Origin of the sequence: Devosia sp. (assembly GCF_017744655.1) — a bacterium.
Classification (GTDB): domain Bacteria; phylum Pseudomonadota; class Alphaproteobacteria; order Rhizobiales; family Devosiaceae; genus Devosia.
In genome coordinates, this window is sequence record NZ_JAGIAW010000005.1 from 29,981 (window position 1) to 45,446 (window position 15,466).

17 protein-coding genes and 1 tRNA gene are annotated in these 15,466 nt (G+C 62.3%); 9 read left to right on the forward strand and 9 right to left on the reverse strand.

The window, feature by feature from the left end:
• Window positions 1–69 precede the first annotated feature (69 nt).
• Window positions 70–1,380 carry an MFS transporter gene (locus J7557_RS10965; protein WP_291420106.1) on the forward strand — a complete coding sequence of 437 codons (1,311 nt, stop codon included), beginning with the start codon at window positions 70–72 and terminating at the stop codon, window positions 1,378–1,380.
• A gap of 183 nt (window positions 1,381–1,563) precedes the next feature.
• A tRNA-Pro gene (locus J7557_RS10970) sits at window positions 1,564–1,640 on the forward strand.
• A 73-nt stretch (window positions 1,641–1,713) separates the two neighbouring features.
• Here the strand turns inward: J7557_RS10970 and J7557_RS10975 are convergent.
• Together J7557_RS10975 and J7557_RS10980 are read right to left on the reverse strand one after the other, a co-directional pair.
• Window positions 1,714–2,121, reverse strand: a complete 408-nt coding sequence (locus J7557_RS10975; RefSeq protein WP_291420107.1) for a type II toxin-antitoxin system HicB family antitoxin — start codon at window positions 2,119–2,121, stop codon at window positions 1,714–1,716.
• 5 nt (window positions 2,122–2,126) lie between these two features.
• Window positions 2,127–2,315 (reverse strand): type II toxin-antitoxin system HicA family toxin, encoded by a 189-nt coding sequence (locus tag J7557_RS10980; protein ID WP_291420108.1) that lies wholly within the window; start codon window positions 2,313–2,315, stop codon window positions 2,127–2,129.
• A gap of 334 nt (window positions 2,316–2,649) precedes the next feature.
• Between J7557_RS10980 and J7557_RS10985 the strand changes: the two genes are divergently transcribed.
• Complete coding sequence (locus tag J7557_RS10985; protein ID WP_291420109.1) at window positions 2,650–3,696, forward strand: DNA topoisomerase IB; 1,047 nt, start codon at window positions 2,650–2,652, stop codon at window positions 3,694–3,696.
• Window positions 3,697–3,749: 53 nt separating this feature from the next.
• On the opposite strand, the gene J7557_RS10990 is transcribed toward J7557_RS10985, so the two are convergent.
• A complete protein-coding gene (locus J7557_RS10990) occupies window positions 3,750–4,364 on the reverse strand; it encodes a biotin transporter BioY (RefSeq protein ID WP_291420110.1) in 615 nt (204 codons plus the stop codon).
• 89 nt (window positions 4,365–4,453) lie between these two features.
• Here J7557_RS10990 and J7557_RS10995 point away from each other — a divergent pair, with 89 nt between their 5' ends.
• The gene (locus J7557_RS10995; RefSeq protein ID WP_291420111.1) at window positions 4,454–5,368 is read left to right on the forward strand and encodes an MBL fold metallo-hydrolase; all 915 of its coding nucleotides are present in this window, start codon (window positions 4,454–4,456) and stop codon (window positions 5,366–5,368) included.
• 174 nt (window positions 5,369–5,542) lie between these two features.
• On the opposite strand, the gene aroC is transcribed toward J7557_RS10995, so the two are convergent.
• Together aroC and J7557_RS11005 are read right to left on the reverse strand one after the other, a co-directional pair.
• Window positions 5,543–6,658, reverse strand: coding sequence for a chorismate synthase (gene aroC, locus J7557_RS11000; protein ID WP_291420112.1), 1,116 nt, complete (start codon window positions 6,656–6,658; stop codon window positions 5,543–5,545).
• 48 nt (window positions 6,659–6,706) lie between these two features.
• A complete protein-coding gene (locus J7557_RS11005; protein WP_291420113.1) occupies window positions 6,707–7,354 on the reverse strand; it encodes a histidine phosphatase family protein in 648 nt (215 codons plus the stop codon).
• Window positions 7,355–7,528: 174 nt separating this feature from the next.
• On the opposite strand from J7557_RS11005, the gene J7557_RS11010 reads away from it, so the two are divergent.
• Window positions 7,529–8,944: an FAD-binding oxidoreductase gene (locus J7557_RS11010; RefSeq protein WP_291420114.1), complete on the forward strand. Its 1,416-nt coding sequence runs from the start codon at window positions 7,529–7,531 to the stop codon at window positions 8,942–8,944.
• Window positions 8,945–9,137: 193 nt separating this feature from the next.
• Window positions 9,138–9,740 carry a hemerythrin domain-containing protein gene (locus tag J7557_RS11015; protein WP_291420115.1) on the forward strand — a complete coding sequence of 201 codons (603 nt, stop codon included), beginning with the start codon at window positions 9,138–9,140 and terminating at the stop codon, window positions 9,738–9,740.
• Between the two features lie 156 nt (window positions 9,741–9,896).
• Here J7557_RS11015 and J7557_RS11020 read toward each other — a convergent pair whose 3' ends face one another.
• A complete protein-coding gene (locus J7557_RS11020; protein WP_291420116.1) occupies window positions 9,897–10,640 on the reverse strand; it encodes an SOS response-associated peptidase in 744 nt (247 codons plus the stop codon).
• A gap of 107 nt (window positions 10,641–10,747) precedes the next feature.
• On the opposite strand from J7557_RS11020, the gene J7557_RS11025 reads away from it, so the two are divergent.
• From J7557_RS11025 to J7557_RS11035, 3 genes are all read left to right on the forward strand, one after another.
• Window positions 10,748–11,149, forward strand: a complete 402-nt coding sequence (locus tag J7557_RS11025; protein ID WP_291420117.1) for an NUDIX domain-containing protein — start codon at window positions 10,748–10,750, stop codon at window positions 11,147–11,149.
• Between the two features lie 8 nt (window positions 11,150–11,157).
• Complete coding sequence (locus tag J7557_RS11030; RefSeq protein ID WP_291420118.1) at window positions 11,158–11,529, forward strand: TIGR02301 family protein; 372 nt, start codon at window positions 11,158–11,160, stop codon at window positions 11,527–11,529.
• Between the two features lie 95 nt (window positions 11,530–11,624).
• Complete coding sequence (locus J7557_RS11035) at window positions 11,625–11,903, forward strand: hypothetical protein (RefSeq protein ID WP_291420119.1); 279 nt, start codon at window positions 11,625–11,627, stop codon at window positions 11,901–11,903.
• Between the two features lie 57 nt (window positions 11,904–11,960).
• Here the strand turns inward: J7557_RS11035 and J7557_RS11040 are convergent, their stop codons facing one another.
• Genes J7557_RS11040 through J7557_RS11050 form a run of 3 tightly spaced genes read right to left on the reverse strand, consistent with a single transcriptional unit; the run spans window position 11,961 to window position 15,153 of the window.
• Window positions 11,961–13,529 (reverse strand): DHA2 family efflux MFS transporter permease subunit, encoded by a 1,569-nt coding sequence (locus J7557_RS11040; RefSeq protein WP_291420120.1) that lies wholly within the window; start codon window positions 13,527–13,529, stop codon window positions 11,961–11,963.
• Between the two features lie 47 nt (window positions 13,530–13,576).
• Entirely contained in the window at window positions 13,577–14,707 is a 1,131-nt protein-coding gene (locus J7557_RS11045; RefSeq protein WP_291420121.1) for an HlyD family secretion protein, read from the reverse strand.
• Window positions 14,707–15,153: a MarR family transcriptional regulator gene (locus J7557_RS11050; RefSeq protein WP_291420122.1), complete on the reverse strand. Its 447-nt coding sequence runs from the start codon at window positions 15,151–15,153 to the stop codon at window positions 14,707–14,709. The genes J7557_RS11045 and J7557_RS11050 overlap by 1 nt, the downstream gene beginning before the upstream one ends.
• Between the last annotated feature and the right edge of the window lie 313 nt (window positions 15,154–15,466).

Sequence of the window (15,466 nt, forward strand, 5' to 3'; positions counted from 1 at the left end):
TATCGGCCCGCCTGGGCTGTTCTCGCTCCTCGCATGGCTGTAAACCGCCTAAAAGGCAGAGGGATAAGCATGGCCTATTCGGTTGACCGGGTTTTGGACGAGGCCGGTGCCGGCCGTTTCCAGCGGCGCCTCCTCGGCATTTTCGGCCTCGTCTGGGCCGCCGATGCCATGCAGGTTCTCGCAGTCGGCTTCACCAGCGCCTCCATCGCCGCAAGTTTCGGCATTTCCCTGCCCGAGGCCCTGCAGATCGGCACGGTCTTTTTTCTCGGCATGCTGATCGGCGCCAGCCTCTTCGGTCGCCTCGCCGACCGTTTTGGCCGCCGCCGCGTGCTGCTCATCACCGTCGCCTGCGACGCCGTCTTCGGGCTGCTGTCGGTTTTCGCGCCCAACCTCTTCATGCTCTTCGCGCTGCGCTTCCTCACCGGCGTCGCCGTCGGCGGCACATTGCCGGTCGACTACGCCATGATGGCCGAGTTTCTCCCTGCGAAAAACCGTGGCCGCTGGCTCGTCATCCTCGAAGGTTTTTGGGCCGTCGGCACCGTCGCCGTCGCCCTCGCTGCCTGGGTCGCGAGCCTCCATGTTGAGACCGATGCCTGGCGCTGGATTTTCGCCGTCACGGCCCTGCCCGCGCTGATCGGGATCTGGCTGCGCCTCTGGGTTCCCGAATCGCCACTCTATCTGCAGCGCCGCAATCGCCCTGACGAGCTCAAATCCGTCCTCAACACGATCCTCCGCACCAATGGCAAACCCGAGTTGCCGCCTGACGCAGCCATCACGCCGTCGCCATCGGAACCCGTCCAGGGTATTTTCACCCCGACCCTGCGCCGCCGCACCATTTCCATTCTCGCAGTGTGGTTCCTGGTGTCGATTTCCTATTATGGCATCTTCACCTGGCTGCCCGCCCGCCTCGCGCAGGACGGCTTTGGCTATGTGCGCGGCTATGGCTTCCTGGTCCTCGTCGCCCTCGCTCAGCTTCCCGGCTATGCCCTTGCCGCCTGGGGCGTCGAAGCCATTGGCCGCAAGCCGACCCTCGTCAGTTTCCTCTTCCTCAGCGCGGCCGGCTGCATTCTCTTCCTTCTTGCCAGCGATGCCTATGTGGTGGGCGCGGCCATCCTCCTGATGAGCTTTGCGCTCCTCGGCACCTGGGGCGCGCTCTACGCCTTCACGCCCGAGCTCTATCCCACCGTCTCCCGCGCCACGGGCATGGGCGCAGCGGGTGCCATGGCCCGCCTCGGCGGCTTATTCGCCCCCTCGGTCATGACCCTGGTCTTCGTGCAGAATTTCACCCTCGCCATTGGGCTTTTCGCGGGCCTGCTGGTCCTCGGTGCAGTGGCCGCCACGTTCGTCGATACCGAGACGCGTCAGAAAGTGCTCACTTGAGATCGAGGCATCGCCACCGCACCGTGCCTTCCTTTACCGCCAAGAATTTCCAGAGTTTTTCACACCTGTCATCATAACGAAGAAAAGCTTGTGCGAGGCGCTTGAACCCACCGGCATCGCCAGCTATAACGCCGCTCGTCGCGCATCGCACTGGCTCACCAGCGCATCCCGAGCGACACCTGACGGAGTATAGCGCAGCCTGGTAGCGCACCTGCTTCGGGAGCAGGGGGTCGAGTGTTCGAATCACTCTACTCCGACCAATCAAACCGGGCGTCTCGGGTTTTCCTGAGGCGCCCGGTTTTTTGTTGGCGACAGGGTTGGCTCGGCGCTGGCCTATGCCTTTTCCATCTCGTGCTCGATTACCTGCGTTGCAGCCTTGGCAAGGAAACCTGACCGGGTGAAGCCATGGGCCTCGGCAAAGGCGTCGATCTGCTTCAAAACGTCTTCTAGAAAAGTGACGTTCACTCGAACGGCTTTCTTCGCATCTGTTTTCACAGAAACAAGGATGGCCACGGCATCCCTGTTGGCAGGATCCGCCATAACCGCTTCCAAGCTCGAAGGTTCGGGAACAGCTTCCCCATCCTCAACCAAGCCCTCAATGTGGAAAGACAGCGCTTCGTCTGCCATCGCCCGTGCATCGTCCAGGTCGGTTCCGGCCGTAACGACGCCCGGAAAGTCAGGAAACGAAACGCCGAAATCGCTAGCAGCTTCCTTGTGGATCAATCCGATATAGTGGTTCATCGCATTCACCTCATGCGAACGCCGGACTGCTTCTCAATGCTTAGAAGCGTTCCGATGGGTAAGTCGCGCTTTGGGTGAGGAACAGTTACGCGGCCCGGAGACGTGGCATGCTTGAACTTCGCGTGGCTTCCCTTGCGCGCCACCTCGAACCATCCTGCGGCATTGAGCCGTTTTATTACTTCAGCGATGGTCATGTGTATGGATACACACGGCCATCAAAAAACTCAACATTTTTGTTTCGTCGGTGGCATCCTGGAGGCGCCTGGCCGGGTCCACCGCAGAATTGTGCCTCTGGCTGTTTCTGCACCGAACGCCCGCATCCTAACAGGAGGTTAACGCGTTATCGCTCCACCAAGGAGAGCGAGATGACCGAGATGTATCTGTTGGGGGCGGCCGCCGGAGCGGCATTTCTGACCTGGCTCCTCTTCTCCATGACCGATGGCATGGAGCCCTGAGACCGGTTCAGATTATCGTGTCGGAACCACACCCTCTCTTTCGCATTTCCTGCACACGCGACAGGAGGCCGCCATGTTGAGGCACAGTGTTGTTTGGGATCGGATGCGGGCAGACGAAATCGTCGGCGTGCCGCAGGGCCTCCACTACTCGTCCGATTGCGATACCGGCTGGCACCGCCAGCGCCGCGGCAAGGGATTCTCCTATATCGACGACAAAGGGCATGCTGCCCCCGCCGAAAGACGCCGCCAGATCGAGGCGCTGGTTATCCCACCCGCCTGGAGCGATGTGTGGATCTGCGGCGATCCGCAGGGCCATATTCAGGCGACGGGGCGCGACGAACGCGGGCGCAAGCAATATCGCTACCACCCGGACTGGACCGCCTCGCGCGCCAATACCAAGTTCGGCAATCTGGTGCTCTTTGCCGAGAAACTGCCGAGCCTACGGCAACAGGTCGAAGGCGACCTCCGCCGCCGTACTTTTGGACTTGATCGCGTCGCCGCGTCAGTCGTCTGGCTGCTCGATAACAGCCTCATTCGCATCGGCAATCCAACCTATGCGCGCGAGAACAAGAGTTTCGGGCTAACGACGCTGCGCAATCGCCATGTCGCCATTTCCGGCCAGACACTAAAATTCCGCTTCAAGGGCAAGTCGGGCAAGGAGTGGAACCTGCAGCTCGTCGATCGCCGCATGTCGCGCATCGTCAAATCCTTGCAGGACCTGCCCGGCCAGCACCTCTTCCAATATGAGGACGAGACCGGCTACCGAACCATCACCTCGCGCGATATCAACGACTATATCGGCGAACATGCCGGCCCCGATTTCAGCTCAAAGCATTTTCGCACCTGGGCCGGTACGGTGCGGGCCTATGGCCTCCTCGCCGGCCAGCCGGTGCCCGAAAGCCAACGCGCTCAGGCCAAGGTGCTTACCGGCATCGTCGATGTGGTCGCCAATCGGCTCGGCAATACCCGCGCCGTCTGCCGCCAGAGCTATATCCACCCGGCCGTGTTTGAAAACTGGCAGGCAGGCGACCTGAAGCTCGCCCGGCGCCCAGGCCCGATCGAAGGCCTTGATCAGGACGAGCGGGCCACTCTCGCATTCCTGAAGCGCCTCAATCACTGAAACAAAAGGGCCGGCCCGAAGGCCAGCCCTAAAATTTTCCTTGGTCGAAGCGCTTAGCGCTTCTTGCCCATCAGGCTCCAGGCGCCGGTCACGGTCAGCGCGGCGAGAGCCATCTTCAGCACGTCCCAGATGAGGAAGGGCTGCACGGCGCCGGCCCAAGCCGAAGCGACGACATTGGTCTGATCGATCCACTGGGCCTGGCCCGAGAGCAGCAGCAGCCAGGCAAAGCCCAGCGCCAGCAGCACGGCTTCACCAACCAGCATGGCGCCGAACAGCGTCATCGGTTTGGCCGATGCGCCGCGATCGGCGGCAAAGCCGATGATACCGGCCATGAAAAGGAAGCCGAGAAGGAAGCCGCCGGTCGGGCCCATTAGATAGGGAAGGCCGCCGCCAGTGGCGAAAACCGGGAGACCCATGGCGCCCTGCGCCAGGTAAAGAGCGACGGTCGCAACGCCGATGCGCGCGCCGAAGGCAGCAGCAAGAGCGGCAATGGCAAGGCTCTGCAGGGTCACCGGAACCGGCCAGACCGGCACGTTGATCTTGGCAGCAATCGTGATCACCAGAGTGCCGAGCACCACAGTCGCGAGGTTGGTCGCGAGCTTTGCCGCATCGGACTTGGGCTGGAAGGTGCCGAGCAGCGTATTGGGCGTGGTCAAAGTGACAGCCATTTCATACCTTTCTTGCAGAAGACACAGTTGCGCTATCCAGCGCGCCGTGTTCGGTCGACATGTTCTAGTCTGTCATTTTTGTTGGCGCAATGGCTCCGCTTTCCACCCTGACCTCCGATACCAGCTTTCGCCCAGACATCGGCGTCCGTGTCGATCTGGCCCCCGGTCTCGCGCGGATCACGGCGCCCAACGCCTCCCCATACACTTTTACCGGCACCAACAGTTTCCTCATCGGCCAGGATAGATTGGCGCTCGTCGATCCAGGCCCAGATGACACCACCCACCTCGAATCGCTCCACCGCGCCATCGACGGCCGCCCCCTGACCGCAATTCTCCTCACCCACACCCACCGCGACCACAGCGCCGCCGCCGCTGATCTCGCCCAGCGCTATAGCGTCCCGCTCTGGTTCGGCGGCCAACACCGCCTCTCCCGCCCCCTCCGCCGCTTCGAACGCAACCCGATAAAACGCTCCTGCGACTGGGATCTCATCCCCGACCGCACGCTCTTGGATGGTGAGACCATCACCGCCGGCGACATGGCCGTCATGGTCCACACCACACCCGGCCACTGCGCCAATCACCTCGCCTTCGGCCTACCCGACGCCGACATCCTGCTATCTGGCGATCACGTCATGGGCTGGAATTCCACCCTCGTCGCCGTCCCCGACGGCTCCATGGCCGACTACGTCGCCTCGCTCGACAAGGCGATCGCCCTGCCCTACCGGCACTACCACCCCGCGCATGGCGGCCCGATAGCGGACGGCCCCGCGCATGCTGCAGCCCTCAAGGCTCACCGCCAAATGCGCAACGATCAGCTTCTAGCTGCCGTAGAAAACGGCGCCAAAACCCTCGGCGCGGTGGTGAAGACAATCTACCCGACCCAGCCGACGAAAATCCGCATGGCCGCAAGGATGACCATGCAGGCACATGTCGAATATCTGGAAGAGCGCGGCGCTCTAAAAGTCAGCCGCGGTATTTTTGGAATACGATTGGCGCTGGCCTGAGCCCCGCGCGCCGGCGCTCCCCTCGCCCCTTGCGGGAGAGGGACAGATTTTCTGCGTTCAGCAGAAAATCAGGGTGAGGGGTATTCTCTCCTCCGCAGAGGAGCTTGCGAGAGGCACCACAAGAATACCCCTCATCCGCCCCTTCGGGGCACCTTCTCCCACAAGGGGAGAAGATCAGTTCCGCTGGAACCCAACAGCGCCTTCGCGCCCGGTCTGCCCACGATGCCGCAGCATATGATCGGCCAGCACCAGCGCCATCATCGCCTCGCCCACCGGTACGGCGCGGATACCAACACACGGATCATGCCGACCCTTGGTGATGATATCGACATCCTCATTCCCCGTCGTCACCGTCTGACGCGGCGTGATGATCGACGACGTCGGCTTCACCGCAAAGCGGCACACGATGGGATCGCCATTGGAAATCCCGCCCAAAATCCCGCCGGCATGATTGGATAGGAAATACGGCCTGTCCGCCCCGGCCCGAATCTGATCGGCATTTTCCACGCCCGTCAGCGCCGCCGCCCCAAAACCATCACCAATTTCCACGGCCTTAACCGCATTGATGCTCATCATGGCCGAAGCGAGGTCCGCGCTTAGCTTGCCATAAACCGGCGCACCCCAGCCCGCCGGCACGCCTTCAGCCACGACCTCGATCACCGCCCCAACCGAATTACCATCCTTGCGGACACCATCGAGATAGTCGGCCCAGAATTCCGCCGCCTTGGCATCGGCGCAGAAGAACGGGTTTTCTCCGACCTGATCCCAATCGAAATTGTTGTAGTCGATCTTGTGCGGCCCAACCTGCACGAGGCTCGCCCGAATGGTCACCCCCGCCAACACCTGCCGCGCCACCGCGCCCGCAGCAACACGCGCCGCCGTCTCGCGCGCCGAAGTGCGCCCGCCCCCGCGATAGTCGCGAATGCCATACTTCTGGTCATAGGTGAAATCGGCATGCCCCGGACGGTACTTGTCGCGGATTTCCGAATAGTCCTTCGAGCGCTGGTCGGTATTCTCGATCAGCAGCGAAATCGGCGTGCCGGTCGTGCGCGGCCCTTGGGTGCGCTCATCCTCGAACACGCCCGACAGGATTTTCACCGCATCGTCCTCGCGGCGCTGCGTCGTGTATTTGCTCTGCCCGGGCTTACGCCGATCCAGATCGCGCTGGATGATTTCCGGGGTCAGCGCAATACCCGGCGGGCAGCCATCGACCACCACGCCAAGCGCCGGCCCGTGGCTTTCGCCCCAGGTGGTGAAACGGAAAAGATGCCCAAACGTATTGAAAGACATGGCGCCGCCCTTTGTTGGCTGCGGTTCTAGGCAGAGCGAGGCATAAGGTCAATCGACCGGCGCGTCCCAAGTGTTCTTCGCCTTGTGCAGCGCCATCTTGCCGCCGACGAAATGGGCGATGACACCCTGAGGAGGCGGCCAGTTCATCACCTCTTTGCGCGATGTCCCTTCCACGAGGTGCCAGAGTACGCGCAACACGCCGCCATGCGCCACCACCACCGCGTGGTGAGTAAGCTCCCGTGCAAAATCGAGCAGGCGCACCGCCACGTCGTCATAGTTCTCGCCGTCCTGCGGGCGGAAATGCCAATAGCTTTCGTCGCGCTCGCCCGGCGCCAGCGCCGTCTGTTCGCGGGCGATTTCGGCATGCAGCCGTCCCTCGAAGGCCCCGAAGGAAATTTCAATGAGCCGCTTGTCATGGACCACCGGCGGTAGTTCCACGTCGAACGCCGCCCGCATCCGGTCCATCGTCTCCGACGCCCGGCTCAGCGGCGAGGCAAACCAGTTGAGCGAAGTTGGATCGACCCCGTCGCGCTCCAGCATTTCGCGCAGCAAAACGCCGTTGGAATCCGCCTGCATCTGCCCCTTGCGGTTGAGCGGAATATCCCGGCTACCCTGATAGCGCTGTTCGCGGTTCCAGTCGGTTTCACCGTGGCGAGCGAAGTAAAAGTCCGGCCAATCGAGGGCAGTCATGGGCATAAACGCGCCATCGCGGCGCGACCTTCATCTAGGAAAAATGAACGCGGCTACCCTAACCAATTTCGCTCGGGATACCAGAGGGCAGAGGCGGAAAGCAGCCATGTGTCAAAGCCTTGGTCTGGAACCTCCCCTCCGCTTGTGGCACATGAGTGCACCAGCCTTTTCGAGGTTCCCATGCCGCTCTCATCAGCCGAAATCGCCTCCGCACTCGCCACCATCGTCGGCGCCGATGCCGTCATCAGCGACACGGCCAAGATGGGCGCTTACCTCAACGAACCCCGAAAGCGCTTCCACAAACCCGCCGCCGCCGTCGTCACCCCCCCCAGCGTCGAGGCCCTACAAGCCGTCGTCCGCTGGGCCAACGAAAACCGTGTCGGCCTGATCCCCCAAGCCGGCAATACCGGCCTCGTCGGCGCTCAGGTGCCGCTCTTCGGCACCGAGGTGATCGTCAGCCTCGCCCGCCTCGATCGCATCCGCTCAATCGACACCGCCGCCGGAGTCATGACCGCCGAAGCCGGCGTCATCCTCGAAAACGCCCATCGCACCGCCGAAGCCCAAGGCGCCATGTTCCCCCTCTGGCTCGCCTCGCAAGGCTCCGCCCGCATCGGCGGTGTACTCTCGTCCAATGCCGGCGGCGTCAACGTCCTCGCCTATGGCAATGCTAGGGAACTCACCATGGGCGTCGAAGCCGTGCTCGCCGATGGCAGGCTCTATCAGGGCCTCAATGCGCTCAAGAAAGACAATACCGGCTACGACCTGAAAGACCTGCTCGTCGGCGCCGAAGGCACGCTCGGCATCATCACCGCCGCGACCCTCAAAATCTTCCCGCTCCCCGAGGATCACGAAACCGCCCTCGTCAACGTTGCCTCCCCCGAAGCCGCGCTCGACGTCTTCCAGCTGATGCGCCAGCGCCTCGGCAGCCGCCTCAACGCTTTCGAGCTGATCCCCCATATCGGCCTCGATTTCCAGCTCCGCCACGGCATGCTCGATGCCGATCCCACCGCCAGCCCCTCCCCCTGGTATGCTCTTATTGAAGTCACCCGCATGGCCGGAACCGAACCCGGCGCCCTGCAATCCGCCCTCGAAGCAACCTTCGAAAAATCCCTGATCTCCGACGCCGTCATGGCCGAGTCCCTCGCCGACCGCACCCGCATGTGGGCGTTCCGCGAGCAGATGAGCGAATGCCAGTCCAAGGAAGGCGCTTCCATCAAGCACGACGTCTCCGTCCCCATCGCCGCCGTCCCGGCCCTCATCGCCGAAGGCTCAGCGGCCGCCCAAAACCTCGCCCACGGCATCCGCCCCGTCCCCTTCGGCCACATGGGCGACGGCAATATCCATTTCAATTTTTCTCAGCCCGTTGGCGCGGACTCAAAAGCCTTCATGGCCCAATATGACGAAGCCCTGCACGAGGTGATCTACGAGGTGGTCCTGAAGCTGGGCGGGTCCGTCTCGGCCGAACATGGAATCGGCCAGCTCAAGACCGATCTTCTCAAGCAGGTGAAGGACCCGGTAGCGCTCGAAATGATGCGCGCCATCAAGACAGCGCTCGATCCCAATGGGATTCTCAATCCTGGGAAGATGCTGGGCTAACGAAGGACCCAAGCGTCGTCAGACACCCACGGCGTCATTCCCGCGAAAGCGGGAATCTCTGTTTCGGTCGCAATGAGATTCCCGCTTTCGCGGGAATGACGCGGTGTGAGCTGGACGTGTAAGTGAGACCATGTCTATCGCAGGGATAAAGGCGGAGGTGCAGCCCAAGCCCCCATGTTACCCAGTACCCCCAATGTGCGTTCTTGCGCCGAGCCGCCGCCTGCCCCATCTCTCCGCCATGCTGCTCGACATCAAATTCCTCGACGACGCCACGCGTCCGCCCGTTCCCGTGCTAGAAAACCTCACCGCGGCCCAGCGTGCGCCCGGTCATCACCTGCGCATGATCCACGATCACCTGCGCGACAACATGGTCACCCTCGGAAAGCTCATCGAGCGCGCCAATGCCCGCCAGGCCACGGCAGCAGACATTGCCGCCGAGACGGATAATATGGCCATGGTCGCCAATTACCGGCGCTTCGGTAATCTGTGCGGTCAGCACTGCGGCATCGTGAATACCCACCACACGATCGAGGACCACCACCTCTTCCCCGTGCTCGCCCAGCAAGGCCCGGCCTTTAAAGCCATCGCCGACCGCCTGACGGCCGAGCACGTCGTCGTCCACGAACTGCTCGACCGCCTCGTCGACGCGCTCAACGCCCTCTCCGCCGAACCCAGTGAAGCCCGTTACACCGACGCGCGCGAAATCTACCACGCGCTCGAACGCGTGCTGCTCTCCCACCTCGGCTGGGAAGAAGAAGCCATGGGCGATGCGCTGGGCTATTTCGAGATTATGTAGTCTCGCGGCGCTTCCCGCCGAACACGACCACATCCCCTCCATCGTCACTACCGGGCTTGTCCCGGTAGTCCCTAGCCATTCGTAAGAATGGCTGGCGGAGGCGAGATGGATTGCCGGGACAAGCCCGGCAATGACGACTGAGTTGGCAAAACTGGTCTAAAACAGATCCATCTGCCCGCCACCACCGCCAGCAGCCTTCTTCGCCTTCACAACCGGCTCCGGCTTTTCCTCGGTCACTTCCACGATCAGCCCGGGATCATCATCCCGCGCCGAATTGACCCGCGTCGACACGGGATGGAATTTCAGCGCCCCATCCTCGAGCGGCAGAGCCATCTGCGCCGCTTCTTCGGCCCGCACTTCACGCACATTGAGCCAATCATCGATCTGCTGCCGACCCATCAAAATCGCCGGCATCCGATCATGCACCACCGAAAGCTGCCGATTGGCCGGCACGGTGATGGTGGCAACACTATCCACCTCTTCACCCTCCGGCCCGCTCCAGGTCGCATAAAGCCCCGCCAGCGCCATGGGCTCGCCGTCGGCGCGCGTGATATAGTAGGGCCGCTTCTTCTTGTCCGGCCCCGTGTGCCATTCGTAATAACCGCTCGCCGGCAGCACGCAGCGCCCATGTTTTAGCGCATCGCGAAAAGCCGGCTTTTCCCGCATGCTTTCGGCCCGCGCATTGATCAGCAGCGGAAATTCGCGCGGGTCTTTCACCCAGCGCGGCACCAGCCCCCAGCGCGCAAAATGCCCCTCGCGCCGCCCGCCCTCTTCCCAGATGGCAGCGACCGGCTGGGTAGGCGCCACATTATAGCGCGGCATCATCGGCAGCGTGTTCAGCAGTTGAAAAAGCTGCGCCATCATTTCGGGCGGCAAGGTCACCGCATAGCGTCCGCACATATTTTTCTCGCTCGATCGCCCGGCGACCGCGATGTCATCGGATGATTAGAAACTCTTTGGGCGTACAAGTAGTGCCAGAAGTTCCGAATCGCAAACCAGCTCCGGCCATGACCGACCAACCAAACGCCGCCAGTGTCGGCATCGTACGCCACGGCAAAATCCTGCTCATCAAGCGCGCCTTCGCGCCCTACCAGAATCTGTGGACCTTTCCAGGCGGACGCATGGAGCCGACTGAAACCATCGAGCAATGCGCCATTCGCGAAGTGCAGGAAGAGCTTGGCCTCACCGTGCGCAATCCGCGCCATGTCATGACCCAGTCGCTCGGCCGCGACGGCACCTATCGCCTCGCCGTCTTCACCACCACCGACTATGTCGGCACGGTAAAGCCGTCCGACGAAATCTCGGACCATAAATGGGTCGATCCCGGCATGCTGATCGCGCTTCGCACCACCTCCCGCCTCGATGACGTCATCAAAGAGTGTTTTAAGACTCTGGGCCAAAGCTGGTAGGAGGCGGCATGCGCGCTTTCCTCCGCCCCATCCTCAGCCTAGTCGTGGTGCTTTGCGCCGTCTCGCCGTCCCTCGCCATCGACCCGCCCTATCAGCGGCAGATGGAGCGGCTCGCCGAGGTCATGGGCAGCCTCTACTATCTGCAGCCCCTGTGCAAAACCGGCTCCGAGGATTGGCGCGCCCAGATGGCCGAGTTGATCTCGCTCGACGAGCCCGACGAAGACCGCCGCCAGCGGCTCGCCGGGGCCTTCAACACCGGCTATACCGGCTTTTCGCGCCTTCATCGCCATTGTACGCCCGCTTCGCGCGAAGCCCTTGGCCGCCTGCTCTTCGAGGCCCAGCAGCTCGCCCGCGCCATCCATACGCGGTTTGCCGAATAGGCGGACAACGAAAAAGCTGCAATTGCCTACCTCCCGTTAACCTTCGGCTTACTTCTGCCGCGCCAATGGACAGGGTGCGTGCTACGGGATCATGCATGAGCACCACCAAGTCAATTTTCTCGCCGGCATCTGGTCAGAGCCCGTTCGAACAGGGGCAGGCCGAGCGTCAGATCGCGCTCGAATACCTGGCCGAGGCCTGGAACGAAGCCGAGGAAGACGGACTGGAAACCGCGGCCCTGGCGCATGCCTCGCTCTTTGCTGCCCTCGCCACCTTCGTGCGCATGCATGGCGACGAAGCCACCGCCGAGCTCATCGCGCAGCTGCCCGACCGTATTCGCACCGGCGAATACAATCTCGAGCGCATTCTCCAGTAACAACGGCGCATAGAAGCAGACTGAAACAAAAAGGGCGGCCTCGCGGCCGCCCCTTGTTCATTCGCCCATGGCATGAGCCCGTTCGAGGGCCAGCTCTTCCTTAGTCTTTTGCGGCGCGTTCTTGTCCTTTTTCGCTCCTCGCAGCAGCAGGATCAACGGAATGGACGCGAGGCTCAGCAGCAGCATCAGCCAGAAATCGTCGAGATAGGCGAGCATAGCCGACTGCTTCTGCACGAGGCCGTTGATCACAGCGAGGATCTGCGCATTGCCCGAGATCAACCCCGGCATCTGCGTCTGCACCGCCAGGGAGTCGACCGTCAGCCGCTCGGCCAGTTCCGCATGGTTCACCTGCATCATGTTGGAGAGCACCACCGACACCAGCGAGATACCGATCCCCTGCCCCATATTGCGCACTAGCGCGAACATGGCGGTAGCATCCGCACGCATGCTCGGCGCAATGGTGGCAAAAGCCATGGTCGAAAGCGGCACGAACAAAAAGCCCATGCCAAAACCCTGCAGCGCCCCGGTGATGATCACAGGCCAATAGTCCATATCAGGCGAAAAACTGGTCATCTGCCAGAGCGAGTAGCTCATCAGCACCGCGCCGATCAGCATCATGATCCGCGGATCGACCTTGCCGCTCGTGCGCCCCACGATCATCATCGAGACCAGCGTCGCCGCACCGCGTGGCGCCATCAGAAGCCCGGTAAAGATCACCGAATAGCCCATCAGGTTCTGCAGCATCGGTGGCAGCAGCGCGAGGCCCGAAAACAGCGTGATCCCCATCACGCCCATCAGCACCGAGGCGAGCGAGAAGTTGAAGTCCCTGAACATTTTCAGGTCAACGAAGGGCTGCTTGGCGGTCAGCGAGTGCACGAGGAACACCCAGAGCCCGGCGATGACGATCCCCAGTTCGATCCAGGTTTCGACCGAATGGAACCAGTCGTTTTCCGCGCCCCGGTCAAGCATCAGCTGCAGCGCCCCGACCCCAAGGGCCAGCATGCCGAAACCGAAGAAATCAAAACGCCGGTTCTTCACCTCCGTCTGGGGCATGAAGAACACCAGCATGGCGACGCAGAGCGCCCCCACCGGCACGTTGACCAAAAACACCCAGCGCCAGTCAAAAGTCTCGGTCAGCCAGCCACCCAGTGACGGCCCGATAATCGGCGCCACCATGATGCCCATGCCATAGATGGCCATGGCCTGGCCGATGCGTTCCTTGGGGTTGATATTGAGCAGCACCGTCTGCGCCAGAGGCGCGATCATGGCGCCGCAAATGCCCTGCAGCACGCGAAAGACAACCATTTCGGGCAGGCTCGAGGCAATACCGCACAGCGCCGAAGCGACGGTGAAACCGATCACCGCCCCCAGAAACAGCCGACGCTGTCCCAGCCGATCGCTCATCCACCCGGTCAGCGGCGTCGCGATAGCAGCCGCCACGATATAGGACGTAAGAACCCAGGTGATTTCATTCTGCGAGGCGCCGAGCGACGACGACATATGCGGCAGCGCCACATTGGCGATCGTGGTGTCGAGCACCTGCATGATGGTGCCCAGCATCAGTGCGAGGGTGAGCATGCCCTTGTTCCTGACGACAAGGGCGGGCTGGGAAAGCGTTTCGGCCATGCTGGCCTCCTGATGGAAAAAGCGGATGGGCCCGTGGGCCCATCACATCAGAGCGGCTTGGCGGAGCCAGTCATGCGCTCGAGCGTATTGGCGCCGGTATCGACGCTGACCAGCGCCGACATGCCCGAACGCAGCAATTCGGCCGGCACGTCGTCACCAAAATCGACGCGAACGGGCACGCGCTGGGTCACCTTCACCCAGTTGCCGGTGGCGTTCTGGGCCGGGATCAGCGAAAATTCCGAACCTGTCGCCGCGCCAATGCTGGTCACCGTGCCTTCGATGGCCTTGCCCGGAATGGCGTCCACCATCACCTCGGCATGCATGCCAACATGGATGCCGGCGAGCTGCGTTTCTTTGAAATTGGCCTCAACCCAGCTCGCCTTGGTTTCAACCAGGCTCGCAATGGTCGTGCCGGCGGCAACGAACTGGCCGACATTGAGGCTGGCGATCTGGCTGATGACGCCGTCGGTCACCGCCACAACCTTGGTCTTGCCAAGATTGCGTTCGGCCAGACTCACCTGCGCCAGCGCCGTCTTCACGGCCGGATGGTCGTCGGTCGCAATATCGGCGCTGCCGCCAAGGGCCGCCGCCGCATTGTTCACCTGCTGCTGGGCCGTCGAAACGGCGTTTTCTGCCTGCTGCAAGGACAGCTTTGGCTGGTCCAGCGTCGCCGTCGAAGCAATGCCCTGCTTCACGAGATTATCCTGACGGTCAAAGGTCGACTGCTGGATGGCGAGCACGTCATTGGCAGCCTTCAGCGCCTTTTCGGCCGTGGCATAGGCCACCTTGAGCTGCTCGACATTCACCCGCGCCGTGCCCAGCGCCGCATTGGCCTGTTCGAGCGCAATTTCATAGGGCTCGGGGTCGATGGTGAAGATCAGATCGCCGGCATGCACCAGCATGTTTTCGGACACATCGACTTCGGTGATACGGCCGGCCACGTCGGCCGAAATCGCCACCTTGGCCTGCTGCACATAGGCATTGTCGGTCTCTTCGAACCGGCCACCGGTCAGGTAGAAATAGCCGCCACCGGCAACGAGCAGCACAGGCACGCTGACCATCAGCAGAAGACGGCCGGGGCGGCGCTTCTTCTTTTCCGGCGCAGCCGTCGTCACGATTGCATCGGCCGGTGCAGGGGTCGCCTCGCCGGCTTTAGGTTCAGGCGCATGGGCGTTCATCAGACTTGGTCCTTCGTTTCGGCGTCGCCGCCGGCAAGATTGTCTCGAATTTTTGAGAGCCCTTCGATCAGGGCCCCAGTCTCCGCCTTGTCCATCCCGGCAATGGCGGTCTTGTAGAGTTCAGTGCCCAGCGTCTCGACCATGCGGTAGAGGGTTAGGCCTTCTTCTGTCAGCGTCACGATCTTGGCCCGTCCGTCCAGCGGATCGGGCTTGCGACGCACCAGTTTGCGGTCCGACAGGCGCTTTAGAATCGCGCTCAGCGTCATCGGGTCGGTATCGATCGCGGCCGCCAGTTCCACCTGCGACATGCCGTCGTCGCGCCCGAGCCGGGTGATGATCCGCCACTGCGGCAGCGTCAGCTCATGGTCGCGCGTCTGCTCCTCGAGCTGGCGGCGAAAAGCCCGCCCCACCTCGTGGATCAGATAAAATATCGGCGCTGTCTCCATGCTCTTCATCGGGCGGACCCAAATTTAATAAGCGCGCATATAATATGCCCACTTACTAAATGAAAGCGCGTCTTTGACGAATCTGTCATGCGCGGGAGGCACAGCAGCGCGTCACCGCTCATCCTTCGAGCGCCTTCCCCCACCTGGGGAGAAGGGAGGCAGTATTCCTCCCAGTGCGCAGGACTACCCCTCGCCCCTTGCGGGAGAGGGACAGCAATCTTGCGTTCAGCAAAATTGCAGGGTGAGGGGTTCTCTCCTCCGCAAAGGAGCGAGTGGTGAGATCGATGACCCCTCATCCGCCCTGCGGGCACCT